Genomic DNA, 21,841 nt, shown 5'->3' on the forward strand with positions numbered 1-21,841 from the left:
GGACTGGTGTCGGCGCGCGAAGATCCGGTTGCGGCAATTCAGCTTGTTTCGCTTGAGCGCTTCGGTCCGGAGCTTTGAGACCTTCAAGGCGTGCCTCTCCGCTGACATCCGCCTGCCTGCCGCCGAAATCCGAAGCGAGTTGGTCGCTAGCCGCAGCCGGTCGTATCGCGGACAGGTCGGCGGGTCGCGGGGCCTCGTTACTCGACAATGGACGATTTGCTGGCTGTTGAGCAGGGCCTGTCATCGCCGGCGCGTGTCCTGCGGATGAGCCGCCGGCCATTTTGACCGCATCCGCACTTGGTTCGATCGGCACGATGCTCACCGGCGGCAACGACTCATCAGTCGAATCTGATTTCTTGCTTGGCGGGTCACGCGACATGTCCGGCACCGTAAGTCTCCCCTCATTTGGTCTGGACAATACTTGACGATTGTCATCGGGTCTTGTCGTTTCCTGCTCTCTCAATTACCAATCAGCTGCCGCTTTGGAGTTTGCTATCGATCGAGATCCTGCCCCTGCGAATTCAAGCGCACGGAACATTCACTGCCAAAACTCTTCGGAGAATGGGAGATCAGCCAGCTTCCCTCTTGAAAAGCTTAGCGAGCGTGGGTTCAAGGATGAGCTGCGACTTGCGAGAGATAACAATGGCTTATCGCTCGCAAGGAATGGCTCATGAAACGCAGCTACTCCCAGATCGATTTGAATGAACACCGCAAGATCGCCCGCTGGCGGGTGGCCGGCATCAGTATCGAACTCATGGCCGCCAGACTCGGACGCCACCGCTCGATGATTTTCCGTGAGCTCAAGCGCAATGCCCTCGAGGATCCGCAGATGCCGGACCTCAACGGCTATTATTGCGTCACCGCCAACGACATAGCCCTTGAGCGCCGGCGCAAGCTGCGCAAGTTATGAGCGGCTAGAGCAGGCCATGGATCGCCTGAGCACGTTTTTTAATTCGCTCTGATTATACGCGACAACAAAAGTGCACGGTTTGTCGGCTTCGGCTCAGGTGCGTGGCGCCCTCGCCGGAGCCATAATCCCCTTGAAGCACAAAAAGGCGCGAAAATAAAAGCCAGGATCAGGTCGGGCTGGTTTAGGCGTATCTCACTGGCGGTTCGTATCGACGGTCCTGCTGTTCTCGAGGTCGCCAGTGAACGTTACGTTGCCCCTAGCGGGCATACCACCCACCAAGAGTAATCGCAATGGAACCATCCGTCCGCCATGACGTTTGCCAAATGAGAAATATGTTGATATCAACTTAAATACCCTCAAACTTCGGCGTGAGATGCCAAAGCGTATGCAGCTCAACAAATGGAGGAAGGCAATGAATAGCATTAACCCACTTACGCCTGCGGCAGAACTGGTAAAGCGCAACGGGGTTCGCTTTCCAAATGAGAGTAACGAATATCGGGAGGCGCGTGATGCGCTGCTTGCTGAAGAGATTGAGCTGAGACGTCATATCGAGCGAGTTGCCGCGTTGCGGAGGGCGCTACCGCCAGGCGGCGAAGTGACCAAGGAGTACAGATTTGAGAGCGAGGATGGGCCCGTCGCTTTCGCTGAGATGTTCGGCAACAAACAGACACTTGCGGCCTACAGCTACATGTTTGGTCCTGAGCGCAAGCGACCGTGCCCCATGTGCACCTCACTGCTGAGCGCCTGGGACGGGGAGGCCCGTGACGTTGAACAGCGCATTGGCTTGGTGGTAATTGCGCGGTCACCGATCGAGCGGCTCATTGCCTTCAAGCATGAGCGTGGTTGGAAGAATCTCAAGCTCTATTCAGACACGAGCGGAAGCTTCACGCGGGACTACGTTAGCGCCGATGACGCCGACGTCCCGGCCTTTAACGTTTTCACCCGCCGTGACGGCACTATCCGCCATTTCTGGAGCGGCGAGATGGGTCCATCCACCTCGGACCCCGGTCAAGATCCGCGGGGAGCACCGGACCTCATGCCGATTTGGACAATCCTCGATACCACCCCCGAGGGCCGTGGGACAAACTGGTATCCGAAACTGGATTATGAGACCACGGAATGAAGAGGCGCGCGTTCGGTCGTTCGCCACTCGAAATTGGCTAATCCAACGGCAGCCGGCGCGCGCCCCATTCGTTTCTCGGAACGGCGCCTCCAACAGCAAAGCGGAATGAAACGACTTTGGTTGCGTCGGCGTCGACTTGGCATTTGAAATCTACGTTGTACCAATTCGATCTGCTGCGGAAGGCTGCCCCCTTTGCGTTCATGGTGTCATTCGTAACGATCCCGCCTGAAGGGACAGGGGGAACAAGGATGTCCGGAAAAGAGCCCGGTCTTTGCCTGCGAATCTGCTCCAGAGCTTCAATATTGCAAAGCTGACGAATTCGCCCTGTCCGCGGCAGGTTGCCAATGGCTTGCATCACCCTCGGATCAAATATCGACTTTGGCGAGAAAATATCTCGCGCACGATCAAGTTCACGCGATCGTTGTTTTGGTCTTGCCTCCGCAGGTTTCGCAGTCTGCTGCGGCTTCGTTTCATCAAGTCGGGCAGTGGTACCAACCTCCGGGAGCGCTGGGTTCGACGGCACCTGCGTTATCTGATATGGCGCTTCGCGCGGGATCGTTTCTGCATTCGGGTGCGCCGGCCGGGAACTTTCGGGCGGCGGCGAAGGCTCTTGTAACCCTTCGTGACCTGCTGCTGGCAGTTGCGGTTCAGTCACTTTCTGCTCTGATTGCGCTGCGGCAGACTCGAATGCTTGCGTAGGATGCTGCTCAGGTTGGCTTTGCGCCTTTTCCACGGGCTTGGGTGGTGACGGTGAAACAAGGTCAACCTTGATACTCTGCTCTTCTGGTGGTCGCGGCAGCCCGGCAGACAGTTGGACAAGCAGCAAACAAGCAAATGACAGATGCAAAACGACCGACGCCAGTACGCCCCATCCAATCTCGTTCCATTGCTTCCTAGCAAACTGCTGCATTGCTCAAAATATCGGACCACATTTAGCTGATGGCGATTTGATCGGGGTCCACTGTTGGCGAGACTAACCTGACATCAAGCAAGAGACCATGTCCTGATCGGCATAAGTTTCTTAACGACCGCGCCTTATCCCTCAACGGCTTTGTGCCAGAATTTGGCCCAACACGTGTGAGTAGTAGGTCAGCAGCAATATTTTGTCCTAGGGGACGTTTAAATCAGCCCACGTTGTTTAAGCTCATCTTTCAGGTATGCGTAATAGATCGGCGCGGCGATAAGACCGGATATGCCGTACCACGCCTCCAGGACCACCATGGCAAGCAAAAGTTCCCAGGAGCTCGATTTGATCCTGGAACCAATAATTTTCGCATTCATGAAATACTCAAGTTTATGAATGACGACGAGAAAGACCAGTGAACCCAATGCCGCAACAAGGGAAACGCTCAACGCAACGACCACTATGATCGTATTGGATATCAGATTGCCAATGACCGGAAGCAGACCAGCAATAAACGTCACCGCGATCAGAGTTTTCACAAGCGGAAGGTCAACGCCAAAAAATGGCAGAATGACAATAAGATAAATCGCGGTGAAAAGCGTGTTCAGCGCCGATATTCTGAGCTGCGAGAAAACAATATTCCGAAACGCATCGCTAACGCGCTCGACGCGCTCGGTGAGGATCGTCGCAAGAGGCCCAGGTTCACGCGTTGGCGAAACTGAACTCAATGCGATCATCCCGCCGATCACCATGCCAACGATAATACGAACCAGCAGGACGCCGATATCCCTGCCAACAAGCTGGAGTTGACCTGCGTGCTCCCGCAGCCACTTCGCCGCAAGCGACTCCAGCTCTTCAAGGTTTGACGGAAAATAGTCCCGTGCCCAGCTCGGCAGGTGAACCTGCGCCGTGTCGATGATTTCCGCCATCTTTTTAAAGAGGGATGCGATGCCCTCCGATCCATCTGTCAGCAGAGCTAAACCGCTGACGACCGCAGCGGCAATGAAGAGTATGAAAATCAGTGCCAGCAAAGCCAACGCGACTGTCTTGGCCAAATTGCTGGAAACCCCAAGCTTGCCGAGGACTGGAGCCGCAAGATGCACGAGATTATAGACAAGCAGACCTGAAAGCAGCGCCGAAAGCAGGCCGAGTTCAAGAACAGCGACGAGCGCGATGAACGACAATATATACGACGCAGCAGTGAGCCGGGTGGCGATAAGCAAGTTGGCACCTAAAAGGAGCATAATCTTGTCCTTCCTAGCCTTGAAACTGGATGTGATGCAAGCGGAAGTAGTGCAATAATCGACTGCATGGTCAGGCCAACAGAGGATCTTGCCAACACATTCCGGAACAGACTCTTCTTAGCGGAGTTTAACTACAAAGCCCGTCTATCGAATGTCAGCTGTACTGTGGCGGGGAAAGGTGACCAGACTCTTGTCAGATGCGTTGTGCATTCGCCTGAAATCGATTGATCCCAGCAACCGCCGTGGAAGACGAGCCAATGTGTTTATGATCCTTGTGTCTGGAGCAGCGCCGGTTTTCTGCTATGCGTGAAGAGACAGAAAACCATCCCGATATCAAAGGTCTGACAGCCGATTATTTTGATCGCCGGAGCGAAACATACGATCAGGACGCGATCCATCCGAAGCTCGCATTCGTTATTATCAAGCATGCCAGGCTGGAACGTGGGCTCTCGGTGCTGGATATCGGAACAGGAACCGGGCGGCTGACATTGCAGGCAGCCAAACTGATCGGTGGTGAAGGGTCGGTCGTTGCCATAGATATCTCTTCGGAAATGCTCACACAGGCACATTTCAAAGCTGGCTTGGAGGGTCTGACAAATATAGAGTTTATTCAGGGGGACGCCGAGACGATCGAACTCGGAGATTCCGCTTTCGACAGGATCCTGTGTTCCTCGGCCTTTGTTCTCCTCTCAAATCCGACGAAAGCACTCAAGACGTGGCGCAGGTGGCTGAAACCCGGCGGTATCGTGAGTTTCGACGCGCCGGGCGAGCCATTCGGCATAAACACCGCAATTGCCGAAATTGCCATCGGTCACGGTATTGCCCTGCCCTATGCAACATTGGCCAATACAGAAGAGAAATGCCGAAACCTTCTCGAACGGTCAGGATTCGAGGTGATGGAGATCAGCGAAGAACTCATGCAAGAGCATGAAATGGACCTCGGCGATGCACTGGCCGTATGGAACAAATCCATCGCACATCCGGCATGGCACAAACTGGCCCGGCTTCCGTCAAAAGCGCTTGATCAAATTCGACTGGAATTCGAGGCCAAGGTTAAGGCAGCCGCAACGGACGGAACGATCCTGAGCAAAATCGTAATGAACGTTGCAACCGGACAAAAGAACGGTTCTTAACCGAGTGGGTCAGTCGGGGGACCGATTACTCCATATTGGGTTTGAATGCGGCCCGGCCGCCAAACAGCGCTGCTATGTCTCTTCCGGCTTGCTGCTCATCATCACGAATATAGTTCCGTGTGACGGGAACACTATCATTGCGCTTTGCAATCTGAATTTGGAAAACGACTAGGTCTTCGTAGCGGAATGCGGCTTCGGCGGCCGCGAGATAGAATTCCCACATTCTGCAAAAACGCTCGTCATAAAGCGTTGCTGCCTCTTGCCGCCTGGCCATGAAACGATCACGCCAGATTTTCAGCGTCCACGCATAGTGCAATCTCAAGATTTCCACATCCGTGACAATTAGGCCAGCCTTCTCGATCTGGGGAATGATCTCTGATAGCGAGGGGATATAGCCGCCAGGAAAAATATACTTGTCCAGCCAAGGCGTCGTGAAGCCGGGCGTGGCTGAACAACCAATAGTGTGCAGGACCATCACTCCACTATCATCGAGCAATTTCGCGCAGGTCTTGAAGAAAGTGCCATACGACGCTGCACCGACATGTTCGAACATGCCGACAGACACAATTCGGTCGAAACATCCGCTCAGACCGCGATAATCCTGCAATTCGAATACGACACGCCCGATTTCATCATGCTTGTGGAGTCCTCTGGCATAAGTCAGCTGTTCTTCTGACAAAGTGGTGCCCAACACCTCGCCCTGGGTCACGCGTGCAGCAAGATGCCGCGCGAGTCCTCCCCACCCACATCCAATGTCGAGGACGCGGTGATGGGGCTCAAGAAGGAGTTTGGCAGCCAAATGACGCTTCTTTGACAGTTGAGCGTCCTCCAGCGATTGGTGTGGATGCTCGAAATAGGCGCATGAATATTGGCGGTCACCGTCAAGGAAAAGCTGGTACAGTCGCCCATCAAGATCATAGTGGTGGGCAACATTGCGCTTCGATCGACCTTTAAGATTTGGCAACCGCCATTTTCGGAATCTGGCACGCACCGAGTCGATCATGCGCGCGGCCAAAGGGTGCGTGTGGTTTTGCGCTTCACGCAATATCAGCGCGATAAAATCATAAATGGTTCCGCGTTCGACGATAAAACGGCCATCCATATAGAGCTCACCAAGCCTCATATCGGCGTCAACCAGGAAGGCCCATTGCGCACGGTTGTCGGTGAATCGGACCGCAACCAATGCGCCTGTTTCATCCCCAAAGGACAACCGTGCACCTCTGGCAGTTGTGACATTGAGGCAGCCCTTGGTTACGATGCGGCCCAACGCAGCCTGCAATGCCCTGTCGCCGAATTTCAGCCGGTCGGAACTACCGTTAGAGGTACCGCCTGCGCCGGAAATGTGGAGGTGTCGGGTCACGTTAAGGGCGAGCTCGCATTATGGGAACGCGTTACCAGATCAATTTGACGAGATTTGCCTTCTTGCTTCACTTTTTGCAGTGACGCCGTCCCGATCAACCAGACGCCGCCAAGTATCAGCGCACTTCCAAGCAATCGAAGTGCGCTGATCTCTTCGCCGAACAGAAGCCAACTTGAGGCTAGCACCAAAACATAACTGATTGCGGATAGCGGGAACGCCTTGCTCAGATCGAGTTCGGATAGCACCTGCATCCAGAGGATGAAGCACATGATCTCGGTGGCTATCGCAGCAAGCATCCATGGTGCAGTCATCACCCGCGCAAGCCACTCATTGATGGATCCGAAGCCCTGTGCGTGCTCCGCCGCCAGTTTGATGAAGATCTGAAAAAGCGTATTGAGCAAGGGAATTCCAGGCCATAGGAAACGCTTCGTCACGGCGATTTTCCTTCAGTTTCATCGACCGCGAATAGGGGCGACATCATCCGCAGCAGCCACTGAATGCCCCTGTTTCGATGCTTGAAATACATTGTGTTGGCGGTCAGGCGGCTGCCAAGACGAAGCTTGTTTTCATAATAGGCTTGCCCGCTCTGATAACGACCCAGGCGATGGGTCAGACAATAGCGCAGGTTGGTGAACCAGCTAAGAAAATAAAGATTATAGTTGCGCCCTTCCTCGCCATCCATACAAAAGAACTTGTCGATCAGCGTATAGTCGTCATGCACCAGGAGGTTAGCTGCCAACAGCTTTTCTCCAGCATAGTAGAGGGTGCAGAAAGATTTTTCAGGCATATGCTTGAGAATACCCGCAAAGTACTCCGCGGTAAGCGCTTCGAACTGCCATTCGCTGCGGTTTCGCGTATCATTGTAAAGAGCCATGACACGCGGCAAGAGCTCAGCGAAATCAGTTCGCGTTTCAATCCGGATACGATCAATGGCTTTCATCTTCCGGCGCATGTCTTTGCGTGTTGCCGCGGACAATCGTTCCAGGTAGCTCTCCGTTGAAGCAAAGTCGACATCGAGCCAAGCTGTGGGAAGACCGGGGAGTGCCGCAAAACCCTGCGCTTCAAACACGCGTTCGAACGCTAGCGCGCAATTCTGCGGAACATCTTTCGCGCCCCGCAACGAACAACCCAGACTGTCTGCATAACGCTCGATCCCGGTAAGAATCTGCGTCATTAAGTCGGACTTGCGCTCCGGCGGAACGCTAGGATGAAAGCCAGGCATGCCCGTCTCGGTACAAGGAGAACCGAGGCATGCGAGTTTCAATATCAAGAGGCTTGGGAAATATCGCCTTGCAAGCTGAATGAGACGACGCAATCGCCCCTCCTCCAGCGTCGTCTCAAGTCGGTAGTCTGTAACAAACGCCGGCATTGCCGCGATCGTCAGCCCGTTCTCAACGATGGTGACATAACACCAGGTGAATCCTTCAATGCCAGCCTCTTCAACTGCGAGAAGATAATCGTAGGCTTCGACCTCGCCCTTGAAGCAGGTATCCCAGGCTTGCTTGCCGACATCCCGGATCGACGTGAGAATGCGCGTCTGCGCAGGATGGACTTGGCCGGATAACGGCGTTCCACTGGGCGCTATCTTAGAAACGGTTTGAAGCATTGTTTGCCTCGAAAAAATCAGCCGTAAAATCAGCGACGTACCGGTGCTGGCGATCCAGGTGGATCATGTGATAACTGTCGTCGATCCAGCGCAGTTCATTTGGCGCACCAATGTGGCTGCTAATGTAACTGGCATGGGATGGGCTGCTCAGATCGTCCTCTTTGGCATGAAGAATGAGCGTGGGCGTTCGCATCTTTGGCAGTTCGCGTTTGAGCGCCCTTCCCAAACGGTACATCTCAACCAGACCTTTGCCGGGAAACTTCGCGATAATTCCCTCCCCGCTTATAGTCTCCATCATCCGGCGCATCCGCTCATCCTTGATACCTAGGGCAGAAGTTTCGCTGAAGTTCAGGCGATCCAAAAAAGGGACTCGAGCGAGCCAGCCAATATGAGGGGACAACAGAGGATAATAGAAGGGAACGTTCCAACCATCGTATCGGAAACAAGGTGAGTAGATCGCCACGGCCTTGATCATTCCCGGCCGCTGATGCGCCGCGAACATGGCAAGTTTTCCCCCAACGCAGATTCCTGCTGCAAATACTTCGCTCGTGCAACCGGCCAAGCGGTCAGCTGCATGTTGAACGCTTACAAGCCAATCTTGCCAGGAGGTCTTGCGCAGCGTCTGTGCATCATTTCCGTGACCAGCAAGAAGCGGTGCATAGACGCTATAGCCCTTGCGATGGAGTTGCCGCGCGACAAGCCTCATCTCCGCCGGTGCACCTGTCAACCCATGCACCAGCAGAACCCCCCTGCCGTTCGTGCCTTCCATGAAAAACCCAAAAGGGTCAGCGATCTGCATTCAAGGTCTCCAGATCCCTGTTTTCCTTCGCCATGAAACCGAGCGCGTGACAGGTGCTAATGACGTGCACTCCTGCCTCGTCTTGCTGACTTGCTATCTGTTCATGGAAAGAGCGAAGCTTTGTCCAATGGGTGCGCGGACGATAGTGGTGTTCAGCGTGATAGCCGTTGCCAAACCACAGCCAGTTATAGAAACGATTATGACTGCTGACACCCCACGCGATTGGTTCTTCGGGATCGCCATTCAGGTGCTCGTAGTAACCGTTGAGCGACGACAGGCAATTTCCGAGATAATAGAACGGCGCGAAGAACAGGACCGCGCGCCAATCGAAAACGAGGGCAAGGCCAACCAGTGCGAAAAAAGCGTAGAGCTCGAAGCGGCCCCATTTTGCATCGAAAGGGCGAGTGCGCGCGATGGCTTTATGGATATCTCCGAGGCTATCGCGGAAGAAGCTCAGGAAGGTATAGCTAAAGACGTTTTCAGGTTGGCCGTTCCGGCCATATCTATAGATCGACAGCCAATCGATTGTTTCGCCCTTCTCGTTCGGCCTGTCGCTGTTGCCCGAATGATGGCGCATATGTATCCAATGGTAATAGGTCTGTGAGAAACCAATCGTAATGGATTCCAGAAGGCTGAAGGCGTAGTTCAACTGTCGTGCACCGAAATATGGCGTGTGAATGAAATTGTGTGAGATGCTGTTGATATTCCAGGAAATGGAAACAGCGTACACGCATCCCAGCAATACGGACAGCCAGAGTGGCCGGCTTGAGAAGCCGACAATCAGGTAGATGTTGAAAGACAGATGAGCGATTGCTGCAAGGGTGGGAGCTGCATCCCATTTTGTGTGAGCGAAGAGTTTCATAATCCCGTTACTCCGACGCAAGTGACACCAGCTGTGATGAGAAGCACGCCGGCGGCATGGCGATAGGTGATGGTCTCCTTGAAGAGACAGGCTCCGGCCAGCACAATGACGACATAGCTTGACGCCATCATGGGAAAGGCAATCGAAAGCGGCACGTATTCCAGCACAACCATCCACGCGATGAGCTCAACTGCCCAGAAAATAATGCCTAACCACGTCATCGGTTTGGTGAGCGCCATCCCAAGCGTTGAGCCACTCGCGGCCTGTTTAAAACAGACCTCGCGAACCATTTCCGCCAGTATGCAGAAACCAATAAGCGAGAGCATCGGGAGGGTGAGCACGCCGGTCGTCATGTGATTGCCTGTGCGAGGACTTCCAGCAGGGCATGATTGGCCGCACTGTTGATATTGGTTGTGTGGTGTGGGTCAGCGGGTCTGCGCGGCTGATCGATCAGTATCTCAGCGTGCTTCGCTACCACGGTCCACAGCCGGCCCGAATAGGCAGGAATTGAGTAATCTCCCGTAACGTCTGCACCTATTATCCGGTGATGTTTGCTAATCTCGGTGATCAAGGACAGGAGATAGGGCAGACGCATGCTGCCTTGATCCCAGTTCGTAATTGCATCCTCACGAACCATGACATCCTTGTCGATCGTTAGATAGACGGCGTCTGTTTCGATGCGCGACAACAGGTAATCGATAAAGTTCTGCTCACCCATGGCCGCTATGGTGGTCCACCACAGGGATCCTGAATCCTGCCTGTAACTTGAACCGAAGCCGTACTCTTTCTTCACTCTGCTTGGTGGATGGTCGTAAGGATATAGTTCGAGGGTCCCATTGCTAAGCAGCGAGAGGTTCGCACCTTTCCATTCCGGCCTTCGTAGATCGCTGCTGCAGACCCCAACGGTAATGACCTTGTTTACTCTGGAATTCTGCAAAGCGCTGTTGATCCAAGAGCCACAATGCACGCCACCACTGAAGTGAACCCAGTCAGGGTGATTATCGAAGTGTATTACTGTGGCCGCCTTCTCATCTTTTTGCAGAGCCACATCGAGAAGCAGTGCTGTGACGTGGTGGAAATCCCCGGAACCCATGAAACAAAGATGCGCATCCTTCCTGCCTCGCAGCATCTTCCGGGATAGTTTCGTGCCAAATGCCTCAAGCTCATCCCGTTTGCCCCATAGCCGTATCGCCCTGCCGTCATTGTCGGCCTGGATCTCGCGAGCTCCCGCGTTCAAACAGGAGCGAATGAAGGAGGGCTGCAACTCCAGCGCATCATCGAGGTGAAGCAGGAGGAGTTGCATCGGACTATCTTTGCGCCGCACGGGTGAAGAGCTGATCCAGCAAGGTCAGAGCAAGATCAATTTCGTCCTTCGTGATCAGAAGGTTTGGAGCAAGAGTGATGACATTCTTGTGGTAACCGCCCACGTCGAGTACCAGGCCGTACATTCTGGTGCCGACCCGCATATCCCCCTTCATACCTTCATCGCAAAGCCAATCCATCGTGGCCTTATCAGGGGTATAGCCATCCTCCTTGCATATCTCGACACGCAATGCGAGGCCGAGGCCATCGACATCACCGATGATCGGGTAACGTCTCTGCAACTGCTTCAAACCATCGAGAAAGTACGCGCCCTTCTCCAGAATCGAAGCACCAAAGTCTTCTTCTTCGAGCATTTTCATGGTCTCGAGTGCCACAGCAGTACCCATTGGATTGTTGGCAAAGGTCGAATGGGTAGAACCGGGAGGGAAAATTCCAGGATGGATCATTTCTTCTTTGGCCCAGATGCCGGAAAGCGGATTGAGACCATTGGTGATGGCCTTGCCAAACACGAGCACATCAGGACTTACGCCGAAGTGTTCAATCGACCACATCTTGCCGGTCCGATACACCCCCATCTGAATTTCATCTACGACCATCAGAATGCCGTGCTGATCGAGCACTTTCTTCAGTTCGCTGAAGAAGCTCATCGGCGGTATGACATAACCACCGGTTCCCTGGATCGGTTCAACATAAAAGGCAGCAAACTCAGCCTTGCCCGCCTTCGGATCCCATACGCCGTTGTATTCGCTCTCGAAAAGCCGAGCGAATTTTTGCACACAATGATAACCGTATTCCTCCTTGCTCATGCCTTTGGGGCCGCGAAAGTGATAGGGGAATTCGACAAACTGCGCGCGTTCGCCGAAGTGACCGTAACGGCGACGGTAGCGATAGCTCGATGTGATCGCCGAGGCTCCGAGCGTCCGTCCATGATACCCGCCTTCAAATGCGAACATCAGACTCTTTCCACCCGTATAATTGCGTACAAGTTTCAACGAGTCCTCAATGGCCTGTGACCCGCCGACGTTGAAATGGACCCTTCCCTTTTTGTTGAACTTTCGTTCGGCGTCCTGAGCAATGAGAGTTGCTAGCTCTACCTTCTCGCGGTGGAGGTATTGCGAAGCCACTTGTGGGAGAGTATCGAGCTGGCGATGAGCGGCTGCGTTAAGGCGCGGATTTCGATAACCGAAATTGACGGCCGAATACCACATCTGCAAATCCAGAAACGGCGTCCCCTCACTATTGTAGAGGTAAGATCCTTCGCATGTTTCGAAAAAGCTCGGCTGCTGCGCATAGTGTACTGTGTCGCCGTGCGAGCAATAGCTTTCTTCAAGCAGCCGCAACTCGCTCTCTGAATTCAGCAGCGAAATTGGCTCGGATGGGATGATGGCAAGATTGGTTGTCATGAAAATCTTCTCGTTTGTTGATCTACGCGGTCGCGTAGCGGAGAATGTCCGCCGGGTGCCCTTGAAGAGCCGGGATAAAGCTCTTCAGGCTCCAAGTGAGATCATTGAAAGTTTGGTAAGCCACGAAAGGAATGTCCTGACCAAAGCAGTAGTCAGCCAACTTTCCCTTGGCGAAGACCAATTCCGGCTTGTCAGAAACACAGAAATCAGAGCGGCCGTCACCGATGTAAACGCATGTGTCATGCAAGGTGAGCGAGCGGCATTTGCATACACCCGCGGCTGTTACGCATTCTGGATCGCTGTATGGCGAGGATAGCCTATAAGAGGCGTGGCCACCGAAGTCACCGACAATCAGCTTGTTGGCAATAACCGGAAGATGATCGAGCTGATGCCGTGCAAGAATGCGGTTTATGAAATAGTCCACGCCGTCACTAACAATAGTGAGTGGCAAGCCCTCATTCGCACAAAATTCAACAAAGGAAGGAAAGGTCGGGTCGATGACGACGTCTTCCAGAACTTCGTCAAGCTCTTGCTGCTTTGCCCGAAGCAAAGCAATTTGACGTCTCATGCAATCACCCGAGCCAATCAGGCCATCCTGCCATTGCCGTTCAACGACTTCCCATTCGGGATCAGCCAACCGTGCGAGAATGAAGTCGGTTGCATCTTCGATTGAAATGGTACCGTCGAAATCACAATACACGTGCATGCAAAAACTCCTCGTATGAACGTGCGAGGGTTCTAACAGCGGTGGCTGAGCGCAAAATTATGCCAGGATGAAGCGAAACTGAAATCGAGGGGACGCGAGGCCTATGCCTTGGGCAAGAGCACGTCGACCCGCAATCCCTTGCCCGTGTCAGGAACATTGAGCGCAATGTCGGCCGAGAACCGCTCCACGATATCCGAAACGATGGCCAACCCGAGACCTGCTCCGTCAGCCTCAGGCGTATCGGCCCGATAGAAGCGTTGAAATACAATCTCGCGATGTTGGGCCGCGATTCCGGGGCCACTATCGGTGATGGACAACAACCAACTGTCATTCTTGGGTGCAATCACAACCTGAATGCTACCACCATACGGCGTATACTTGACCGCGTTGTCGATTAGGTTGCTGATCATAAGGCGAAGCAGTGGCTCGTCTGCGTTAACCTCTGCCTGTTCATTTCCTTCAAGAGACACGTCGAGCTGCTTTTGAGTGATAATATTTCCGAGCTCTGCGATAACTGACGCGGCGGTGTTGTAGAGGGAGACCCCTGTCAATTGCATTGGCTGGTGGCTGACGCGCGCAGCCCGCAATAACTGCTCAATCAAATGCATCGCCCTGTCGTTGCTCGTAACGAGATCGGATATTATGCCCTTCCTCTCCTTTTCACTTTCGGCACTACTGAGCATTTGAAGGAGGAGTTTCAGCCCGGCCTGGGGTGTGCGCAATTGATGAGCCGCGTGATCGGCGAAACGTCTTTCCGCTGTCAGGGAACGATCGAGCTTATCTAGAAGTTGATTGATTGATCTGCCAAGCGGAGAAAGGTCGCGGGGCAGAGTATCAATCGGGATGACCGAGAGATCGTCTGGCGAACGGGTGCGGATCTGACGCACCAATCCATGGATGGCGCTGAGGCCACTGTTGATGCCGAACCAAATGAGCAAAGCGATGATCGGCATCAGAATCAGCAGGGGAAAGAACAGGTTGAACAGGATATTCGAGACAAGCGTATCGCGCAGAGCAAGCTTTTCACCCACCTCCACAACAATCTCAGTCTGCGGAATAGGCAGTGCGTAAACCCGCCAGGGTTCGCTTTGATAAGTGATGTTCGTGAAGCCGGCCTTCTGCACCGAAACTGTTTCGGGGAATGCAGTACTAGAGAAGACACGGATTTTTCCATCTTTCCAGGCCCGGAACATATGCGCTTCGGCATAATCATCCGCATCTTCGTTCATCGCCAGCTGATTGCCCATTGCAAGGTCAATATCATTGATCTGCTTTGAGGGATGAATCCCTGGCTTCTCGACCTCCCTTTGCAACAACGTCCACAGCACATTAGCGTCGTTGATCAGTTGCGCGTCATAGATATTGTTGATTTCGCGGGTGGCGCTACGGAAAGCGAATGCGCCAATAATCGCTATTGTGATGAGTATCGTCGGTGTAATTCTGAAAAAAAGCTTTCGCGTCAGGGTGGACTTGCTCATTGCTCGACCATGTAACCGACGCCCCGAATCGACTTTATAAAATCGCTGCCGAGCTTCTTGCGCAAATTGTAGATGATCACCTCAGTCGTGTTACTTTCCACCGCGCTTTCCGCACTGTAGAGCGCATATTCAATATCGTTCTTGGTGACATATTTGCCAGCACGTTCCATAAGAAGCTTGAGCAATTGAAACTCCTTGGCGGTCATGGCAATTTGACCACTGGAATCCCGGACGACCATGGCTGCGGGGTCAATCTCGATATTTCCGCATTTTAGAACGATATCGGTTCGCCCATCGCGTCTTCTAACCAGAGCTCTGAGCCGCGCCAGTAGTTCGTCCAGATCAAAGGGCTTGATGAGATAATCATCAGCGCCGCTATCGAGCCCTTCCACCTTCTGAAGAGGCGTGTCACGTGCAGTCAATAAAAGGATTGGCACCATGTTCTTATTGCGGCGCGCCGATTTGAGCACTTCTATCCCATTGAGCTTTGGCAAATTCACATCGAGAATTACGACCCCAAAACTCAGATCTTCAAGCGCAGCAAGGGCGGATTCTCCGTCTTGCATCCAATCAACCCCATAGGCGTGCTTTTCCAATGCCTTTTTCAAAGATGATCCAAGAATCACATCATCTTCGACAAGCAGCAGACGCATCAGTTGCTACACCTTTCCGGAAAATCGAGCATGCATGTGGGTCGTCCCATCAGCGAACACGAACTAGAAGACAGCATTTCGGTTTTTTGCGGGCAACTGAAACTGACTTCGAATTGGGTACGGGTCTCAAAGATATTGTTATTCTTCTCGCGGTCTGGCTTGATGTACGCAGCAAGTCGATGCGTGTCTGATCGTCAAGTCAGGGTTCCAGCTCATTGCGCCTGATCAGTTCCTCGCGGATCAATTTCTTCGCAGTTTTGCCGTAGGCGGATTTCGGCATCTCCGGCCAGAAGATAAGGCGCTTCGGCAATTTGTAGCGCGTCAGCTTACCGCCGAGCCAAGCCATGATCTCCTCGGCGTCCGGCGTGCGGCCAGGGCGAGCCACACAGACCGCAAGCCCTACCTCGCCCCACACAGGGTCCGGAATCCCGAGCACTGCTGCTTCACTGATATCCGGGTGTGTTAGTATCTTCTCTTCAATTTCGAGCGGGTAGACGTTCGAACCACCGGAAATATACATATCCGATGCCCGCCCGGTTATGAAGAGAAACCCATTGGCATCCATATGACCAAGATCACCGGTGCGGAACCAGCCATGGCGGAAGGCTTTGGCATTGGCCTCGGGATTATTGTAATAACCGGCGAAAACCGCCAGGCCGATGACGCAAATCTCACCAGTCATTCCCGGCGCTACCTCATTGCCGGCATCGTCCTGGATCGAGATCTGCATACCCGTGCGCGCGTAGCCGCAGGTGCCTTGGCGTGCATCGGCGTCATCCTCGATGTGATGCTCGGCAGGCGGCAACACCGTGATATTTCCGGTTACCTCTCCCAGGCCGAAATATTGCACGATGACCGGGCCGAGGGTTTTCAGCGCATGTACCTGATCTGTTCGATACATGGGCGCGCCGGCATAGATAACATACCGCAGCGAAGAATGGTCCCGCGCGTGGACAGCAGGATGTTCGGTCAGCATCTTGAGGATTGTCGGCACGGTGAACATGTTGCTTACCCGCCACTTCTCAGCAAGACGCCAAGCCTCGGCAGCATCGAACTTCTCTGTGGGCAATAGGATGGTTTTCGCACCACGAGCCACTTGCGCAAGTTGGTGAATACCCGCGCCGTGCGACAAGGGCGCAACCACAAGCGAAGCATCGTGATGCGTCGTTGCCGGCATCAGATCGCACAGATGGTTGGTGATTACGAATCCCATCTGGCCGTGAGTGAGCACGGCTGCCTTCGGTCGCCCGGTCGTTCCGGACGTGAAAAAGAACCAGCACGGATCATCATGCTCAACACCAGCCATCGAAACCGTTTCGCCATCGAAACGACCGACTATAGTGTCATAATCTTCGCCGAATTCAGCAGTGCCGATGGCGACGACGAATTTCAGTTCCGGACTGGCCGCGCGGCAGGCGGCCACATGGTCCGGGAACAGATGACTGCAAATCATGCCCTTCGCGCCACTTGCCTTGGCAAGATAGGCAACTTCATCAGGCGTCTGGCGGAAATTGGTCGGAACCCAGACCGCGCCCAATTTGAAGCAGGCAAACATCGATTCGAACATCTGGTTGCAGTTTTGCGATTGGACGAGAATCCGGTCACCCATGACGACCCCAAATTCCATTTGCAAAGCTGCAGCCATAGCGCTGACCCTGCGTTCCATCTTTGCCCAGGTCCATGACTTCTCGCCCCAGACCAAGGCAACTTCATCCGGAAAGCGGCGTGCCGACTGCGCGAGAAAACCGGCAAGATTCATCACCCGCTTCGACATGGGCTCTATGACCAACCGGTACTTGTGTGTCATGGCTTCACCTCTTGGCTGCAGGAGCAGGACGGGGTGATCGATCGTTCAGTGGTTGAAGATGTGCCAATCGCGCCTCGATTTTCCTTGCCTCTGTTCGCATCAGGGACGCCAATTCCGCCTGGCGGATGGGCTGCATACGGCTATCGATCGCCGCAATACTCAGCGCGCCGGCTGGCCTTCCGTCCGGATAGCGGATAGCGAGGCCAATACCCCAGGAGTTGGCAAGAATACGTCCAGGATTGAGAGCAAAGCCGTTCTCTCGCGCGGTCGCAATATCGGCACGGATCTGGGGCGGGGAAAGGTCCGGAAATTCAGCCGAAAGTTCCATCTCATTGGCTGCAAGGATGGCTTCAATATCATCATCAGGCATTGCGGCAAGAATTGCCAATGATCCAGCCCCAACGCCTAAGGGATGACGATAGCCTGCCTGCAGGGCATGGGTACGAATAGGATAAGTGCCCTCTTCCCGGTGAAGACAAACCGCATGATTATCGCGCTGTATTGACAGAAAACTGGTATCCTGCGTCTTCGCCGATAGGAAATTGAGGCTTTCGCGCGATATTTGTAAAAGGCCATAGCGCCGTGCCGCGAGTGTCCCCAATACATAGGCTTCCTGACCGAGATAATAACGCCGGGTCAGAGGATCCTGCTCCAGCAAGCCGGAACGAATGAGCGCAAGCAACAGCCTCCGCGTTGTCGGTTTGTTGAGGCCGCTTTGCTCGACGATGTCGCTCAGAGCGCCACCCTGATCGCAGAAATAGCTGACGAGACTAAGGAGGCCAAGTGCCCTGTCGACGCTCTGGGAGCCGCTAAGACCCGTTGTTGAAACTTTCTGCTCCATGTTCCGCGCTCTAATTCGATCCACATTATGGATCATCCTATCATGTTATAAAACTATGCTGCGAAATCGATTGCAAGTATGCAATGTTCGTTTAAGGTTTTTTGACTGGAGTGAAGGATCGCATTCTATAATATGGACCATATTGTCAGTGCCGATATCAACACAGCCTCGTTTCCGATCCGAAACGAACGGAGTTTTACGGCGGCTGCCCGTGCCTGACCGACGCTTGCAGCAGCCTGGCCCCGCCGCTGCAGAGCGTTTCGATAGCTTTGAGGGCATCGGACGCAAGTTTCAATTTATGCTGCAACCTGGCTTGAGCCTTAATGAGGCTGTTGCCAGTCAGCTCGGCACCGCCAATATCAGGGCAGCCGCACTTGTCCTTGAAGGTGGTGCCTTCGCGCCGCTCCATTACCTGATGCCAGCGCATTCCACGGATGGCTATCATGCGGCCTGGTACAGCGAGACTTTTTCGCCAGCTGGTGAAATGCTGCTCCAGGAAGGGAACGTCACCTTCGGCGAGCGCAACGGAGGACCTTTCATTCATTGCCATGCGATATGGACCGAGCCTGCAGGCAGGCGTTGCGCCGGCCATATTCTTCCGCATGAGACAATCATCAGCCAACCCATACATGCCACGGCGTGGGGCGTGGAAGGAGTGCGGATGGTGTCAGAGCCAGATGAGGAAACGGCGTTCACACTATTTCATCCGGTGCCAGCTCAAACGACCGCCGGATACCGCGGCCCTCGCACCGTAATCGCCCGCGTTGGTCCCAACGAGGACATCACGCAAACCCTTGAAGCGATTTGCCGCAAGCATGGCTATGCCGGGGCGATCTTGCACGGTGGTGTCGGCAGCCTCATAGGCGCGCGTTATGCCGATGGTCGAACTGTTGACGATATCGCCACCGAGGTTTTCGTAACGAATGGATTCGTATCGGCTGACTCTACCGATACGCATCTGGAAATTGCCATGGTCGACACTATGGGTAATATCACCAGCGGCTCTCTCCTGCGCGGAGACAATCCGGTTTGCATCACATTCGAACTTTGTCTCGAAGAGACCTGACTCTCCGTCAGCGCAGCTCGTGTTCGTCGGGGTAACTTAGGCTCTGCAATTCCCGTGCATCAACACCGGCTATCCGGCGCAGCACGGCCCGCGCCAGCTCGCGCCCGGCATGGCGGACATCTTCATTGAACACGATGATCTGCGGGCGAAACCATTGCAGCACATCCGTCGATTGCTTCGAGACAAGATCGACATCTTCGCCGATCTTCAACCCTGCTGCTTCGATGCCGGCAACCAGAGCGATCGCCGCGCCGCCGCTGCAACACACGATGCCATCCGGACGGTTCGATCCAGACATGATCTCCTCCATCCGGTCACGAATGCGGCCAAGCGAAGTATCGACATCGATGCCGGAAAAGGCAACGGCAGAGGCCGCGCCCTCCTCAATGGCGCGCGAAAAACCGCGATCGAGGTGCCTGTGGTAGGTGACCGCCGGTGTCGGCCCGGCAAGCATGGCGATCTTGCGCCGTCCCTTTGCCAGCAAGCTCTTTACGGAAAGGTAGGCGAAGGCCTCGTTGTCGAAATCGTGAAACGGGTGCTCGATGCCCATCTCAGTGCGGCCATGCGTTGCGAAGGGAATTCCATGTTCGGTGAGATAGCGGACGCGTGCGTCATCGGGTTCGGTGCGTGACATGATGATCCCGTCCGCCGAGCCGGTTTCGACGATGTAGCGGATCGGTTGCATCGGATCGTTTTCCAGCGAATAGGGCGTGACCGTTAGATGATAGGGGGTCTGCGACAGGATTTCTGAAATGCCATAGACCATGTTGGACGTCAGTCCCATGATCGAGGATTGCGCGTTAAGGACGAGACTTATGACATTGGTCTTGCCGGTGCGCAGACGCACGCCGGCGCGATTAGGCCGGTAGCCGATTTGCTTGGCGATCAATTGAACCCGGTTCTTAGTCGCCTGACCGATCTCCGGTGCATCCTTCAGCGCACGAGAAACTGTTGTTACGCCAAGACCGGCCATGAACGCGATCGTCTTCAGCGTCGGCCGCTCGCCCTCCGCGAGTTCAGCTACGTCTCTTGGCGGCCTTTGGTTGCCTTCCTTCGCTTTCATTATCAACTGACTCAAGCCATCCTTCGATAGTGTTGCACGTTTCTGTATCGTTTCAAAACTTCCGAGCAAATACGGATCCTTCACTGTCAATACGATGCAACTGTCGCCTGCCAGCAATATCATCCTAGCCGATATCATAGCCCGCTATCAATGAAATAATTTATCGAATGTTGATTAATCATCTGAATTTCCTGTCTTTTTTTCGATATTAGAATACTCACTGCTAGAAAATTGTACAAAAGTCTCATGTGGCAATTGCATCGAGCGAAACTTTGCAATAGCGTACCTGTAACGTTTCAGATTTGGGAGGATACGATGCGTTACCATTCAGTTTTAGCTGCTTTGGCCACCACAACATTGCTCGTTACGGCCGGCCATGCCGGAGCAGCGGATCTCGAAGTGACCCATTGGTGGACCTCCGGTGGCGAAGCCGCCGCCGCGAAAGTCCTCGCCGAATCCTATGACAAACTGGGCGGCGACAAATGGGTCGACGGCGCTATTGCCGGCAGTGGCACCACGGCCCGCCCGATCATTGTCAGCCGTATCCTCGGCGGCAATCCCATGGGTGCAACCCAGCTCAATACCGGTCGCGACGCCGAAGATCTCGTCAAAGCCGGGCTGATGACCGACTTGACCGAGCTCGCCACAAAAGAGGGCTGGGCGGATTTCATTCGTCCCTCGAAGCTGCTCGATGCCTGCAAGTATGAGGGCAAGATCTATTGCGTCCCTGTGAACATTCACTCCTGGCAATGGATGTGGATCAACCCCAATGCCTTCAAGGAAGCCGGGGCGGCGGTTCCGACCAACTGGAAAGAATTCGTTGCCGATGCGCCCAAGCTGAAGGAAAAAGGCATTATTCCGCTGGCCACAGGCGACGCATGGCAGGTCGACGGCATCTTCCGCGTGATGCTGGCAACGCTCGGCGGCAAGGACCTCTACATGAAAATCATGGTGGACAAGGATAAGGAAGCCGCCGCCAGTCCGGAAATGAAAGCGATCTGGCAGGAATTCGCCAATGCACGCGATCTCGCCGATCCGGGCTATGTCGGACGGCAATGGAATGAAGCCACTTCGCTGGTGCTGACCGGCAAGGCCGGCGGCCAGATCATGGGCGACTGGGCGCAAGGTGAGTTCGGCGTGGCCGGCAAGGTTGCCGGCACCGACTATGACTGCTTGCCGGGTCTCGGCGTCCACCCGATCCTTGATACGGGCGGCGACGCCTTCTACTTCCCCAAGAACGCCAATCCTGAGATAACCCGCGCGCAGCTGAAGCTCGCCAGCATGCTCGTTTCCAAGGAAACCCAGGTCGCCTTCAATCTTGCCAAGGGTTCGCTGCCGATTCGCGGCGATATCGACATGGAAGCGGCCAATGCCTGCATGCAGAAAGGCATCAAGATCCTCGCCGACGGCAACAACGTCTTGCCGTCAATCGAGCAGGCGTTCTCCTCGGATGCGCAAGGTCAGCTCGAGGATCTGAACACCGAATTCTTCGCCAACAAGGACATGACGATCGAGGATGCCCAAGCGCGCTTCGTTGAGATCATCAGCGAAGCCAAATAG

General features: G+C 54.2%; 21 protein-coding genes and 1 pseudogene. 5 read left to right on the top strand and 17 right to left on the bottom strand.

Translation table 11 applies throughout. The features are described from left to right. Positions 1-388 (bottom strand): hypothetical protein (locus tag AAAC48_RS03750; RefSeq protein ID WP_340652884.1); only part of this gene is annotated, 388 nt, incomplete at its 3' end. A 282-nt stretch (positions 389-670) separates the two neighbouring features. Here AAAC48_RS03750 and AAAC48_RS03755 point away from each other — a divergent pair. Further along, positions 671-907: pseudogene (locus tag AAAC48_RS03755) on the top strand (helix-turn-helix domain-containing protein); the annotation flags it as partial. 415 nt (positions 908-1,322) lie between these two features. Beyond that, complete coding sequence (locus AAAC48_RS03760) at positions 1,323-2,033, top strand: DUF899 family protein (RefSeq protein ID WP_340652885.1); 711 nt, start codon at positions 1,323-1,325, stop codon at positions 2,031-2,033. A 37-nt stretch (positions 2,034-2,070) separates the two neighbouring features. Here the strand turns inward: AAAC48_RS03760 and AAAC48_RS03765 are convergent, their stop codons facing one another. Together AAAC48_RS03765 and AAAC48_RS03770 are read right to left on the bottom strand one after the other, a co-directional pair. After that, a complete protein-coding gene (locus AAAC48_RS03765; RefSeq protein WP_340652886.1) occupies positions 2,071-2,943 on the bottom strand; it encodes a DUF930 domain-containing protein in 873 nt (290 codons plus the stop codon). A 209-nt stretch (positions 2,944-3,152) separates the two neighbouring features. Continuing rightward, positions 3,153-4,181, bottom strand: coding sequence for an AI-2E family transporter (locus AAAC48_RS03770; RefSeq protein ID WP_340652887.1), 1,029 nt, complete (start codon positions 4,179-4,181; stop codon positions 3,153-3,155). 302 nt (positions 4,182-4,483) lie between these two features. Here AAAC48_RS03770 and AAAC48_RS03775 point away from each other — a divergent pair, with 302 nt between their 5' ends. Further along, entirely contained in the window at positions 4,484-5,314 is an 831-nt protein-coding gene (locus AAAC48_RS03775) for a methyltransferase domain-containing protein (protein WP_340652888.1), read from the top strand. A gap of 25 nt (positions 5,315-5,339) precedes the next feature. Here the strand turns inward: AAAC48_RS03775 and AAAC48_RS03780 are convergent, their stop codons facing one another. From AAAC48_RS03780 to AAAC48_RS03840, 13 genes are all read right to left on the bottom strand, one after another. Further along, positions 5,340-6,581 carry a cyclopropane-fatty-acyl-phospholipid synthase family protein gene (locus tag AAAC48_RS03780; protein WP_340652904.1) on the bottom strand — a complete coding sequence of 414 codons (1,242 nt, stop codon included), beginning with the start codon at positions 6,579-6,581 and terminating at the stop codon, positions 5,340-5,342. An 89-nt stretch (positions 6,582-6,670) separates the two neighbouring features. Continuing rightward, positions 6,671-7,075, bottom strand: a complete 405-nt coding sequence (locus tag AAAC48_RS03785; RefSeq protein WP_340652889.1) for an EamA family transporter — start codon at positions 7,073-7,075, stop codon at positions 6,671-6,673. 29 nt (positions 7,076-7,104) lie between these two features. Continuing rightward, positions 7,105-8,280: a peptidogalycan biosysnthesis protein gene (locus AAAC48_RS03790; protein WP_340652890.1), complete on the bottom strand. Its 1,176-nt coding sequence runs from the start codon at positions 8,278-8,280 to the stop codon at positions 7,105-7,107. Then, positions 8,261-9,079 carry an alpha/beta fold hydrolase gene (locus tag AAAC48_RS03795; RefSeq protein ID WP_340652891.1) on the bottom strand — a complete coding sequence of 273 codons (819 nt, stop codon included), beginning with the start codon at positions 9,077-9,079 and terminating at the stop codon, positions 8,261-8,263. Before AAAC48_RS03795 ends, AAAC48_RS03790 begins: the two co-directional genes overlap by 20 nt. After that, on the bottom strand, positions 9,066-9,941 hold the full coding sequence (locus AAAC48_RS03800) for a fatty acid desaturase (protein ID WP_340652892.1): 876 nt from the start codon (positions 9,939-9,941) through the stop codon (positions 9,066-9,068). Before AAAC48_RS03800 ends, AAAC48_RS03795 begins: the two co-directional genes overlap by 14 nt. Continuing rightward, positions 9,938-10,294: a permease gene (locus AAAC48_RS03805; RefSeq protein WP_340652893.1), complete on the bottom strand. Its 357-nt coding sequence runs from the start codon at positions 10,292-10,294 to the stop codon at positions 9,938-9,940. Before AAAC48_RS03805 ends, AAAC48_RS03800 begins: the two co-directional genes overlap by 4 nt. Then, positions 10,291-11,244 carry an arginase gene (locus AAAC48_RS03810; RefSeq protein WP_340652894.1) on the bottom strand — a complete coding sequence of 318 codons (954 nt, stop codon included), beginning with the start codon at positions 11,242-11,244 and terminating at the stop codon, positions 10,291-10,293. The genes AAAC48_RS03805 and AAAC48_RS03810 overlap by 4 nt, the downstream gene beginning before the upstream one ends. Before the next feature lie 4 nt (positions 11,245-11,248). Then, complete coding sequence (locus AAAC48_RS03815) at positions 11,249-12,667, bottom strand: aminotransferase class III-fold pyridoxal phosphate-dependent enzyme (RefSeq protein WP_340652895.1); 1,419 nt, start codon at positions 12,665-12,667, stop codon at positions 11,249-11,251. A gap of 22 nt (positions 12,668-12,689) precedes the next feature. Continuing rightward, the gene (locus AAAC48_RS03820) at positions 12,690-13,373 is read right to left on the bottom strand and encodes an MtnX-like HAD-IB family phosphatase (RefSeq protein WP_340652896.1); all 684 of its coding nucleotides are present in this window, start codon (positions 13,371-13,373) and stop codon (positions 12,690-12,692) included. A gap of 101 nt (positions 13,374-13,474) precedes the next feature. Then, positions 13,475-14,851: an ATP-binding protein gene (locus AAAC48_RS03825; protein WP_340652897.1), complete on the bottom strand. Its 1,377-nt coding sequence runs from the start codon at positions 14,849-14,851 to the stop codon at positions 13,475-13,477. Beyond that, on the bottom strand, positions 14,848-15,504 hold the full coding sequence (locus AAAC48_RS03830) for a response regulator transcription factor (protein WP_340652898.1): 657 nt from the start codon (positions 15,502-15,504) through the stop codon (positions 14,848-14,850). Before AAAC48_RS03830 ends, AAAC48_RS03825 begins: the two co-directional genes overlap by 4 nt. Before the next feature lie 199 nt (positions 15,505-15,703). Continuing rightward, on the bottom strand, positions 15,704-17,311 hold the full coding sequence (locus AAAC48_RS03835; RefSeq protein ID WP_340652899.1) for an acyl-CoA synthetase: 1,608 nt from the start codon (positions 17,309-17,311) through the stop codon (positions 15,704-15,706). Between the two features lie 4 nt (positions 17,312-17,315). Continuing rightward, positions 17,316-18,152, bottom strand: coding sequence for an IclR family transcriptional regulator (locus AAAC48_RS03840; protein WP_340652900.1), 837 nt, complete (start codon positions 18,150-18,152; stop codon positions 17,316-17,318). A gap of 211 nt (positions 18,153-18,363) precedes the next feature. Here AAAC48_RS03840 and AAAC48_RS03845 point away from each other — a divergent pair, with 211 nt between their 5' ends. Beyond that, positions 18,364-19,218 carry a DUF296 domain-containing protein gene (locus AAAC48_RS03845; RefSeq protein WP_340652901.1) on the top strand — a complete coding sequence of 285 codons (855 nt, stop codon included), beginning with the start codon at positions 18,364-18,366 and terminating at the stop codon, positions 19,216-19,218. Positions 19,219-19,225: 7 nt separating this feature from the next. Here AAAC48_RS03845 and AAAC48_RS03850 read toward each other — a convergent pair whose 3' ends face one another. Then, the gene (locus AAAC48_RS03850) at positions 19,226-20,281 is read right to left on the bottom strand and encodes a LacI family transcriptional regulator (RefSeq protein ID WP_340652902.1); all 1,056 of its coding nucleotides are present in this window, start codon (positions 20,279-20,281) and stop codon (positions 19,226-19,228) included. A gap of 315 nt (positions 20,282-20,596) precedes the next feature. Here AAAC48_RS03850 and AAAC48_RS03855 point away from each other — a divergent pair, with 315 nt between their 5' ends. Next, positions 20,597-21,841, top strand: coding sequence for an ABC transporter substrate-binding protein (locus AAAC48_RS03855; protein ID WP_340652903.1), 1,245 nt, complete (start codon positions 20,597-20,599; stop codon positions 21,839-21,841).

This window comes from Phyllobacterium sp. (genome assembly GCF_037994405.1).
GTDB lineage: Bacteria > Pseudomonadota > Alphaproteobacteria > Rhizobiales > Rhizobiaceae > Phyllobacterium.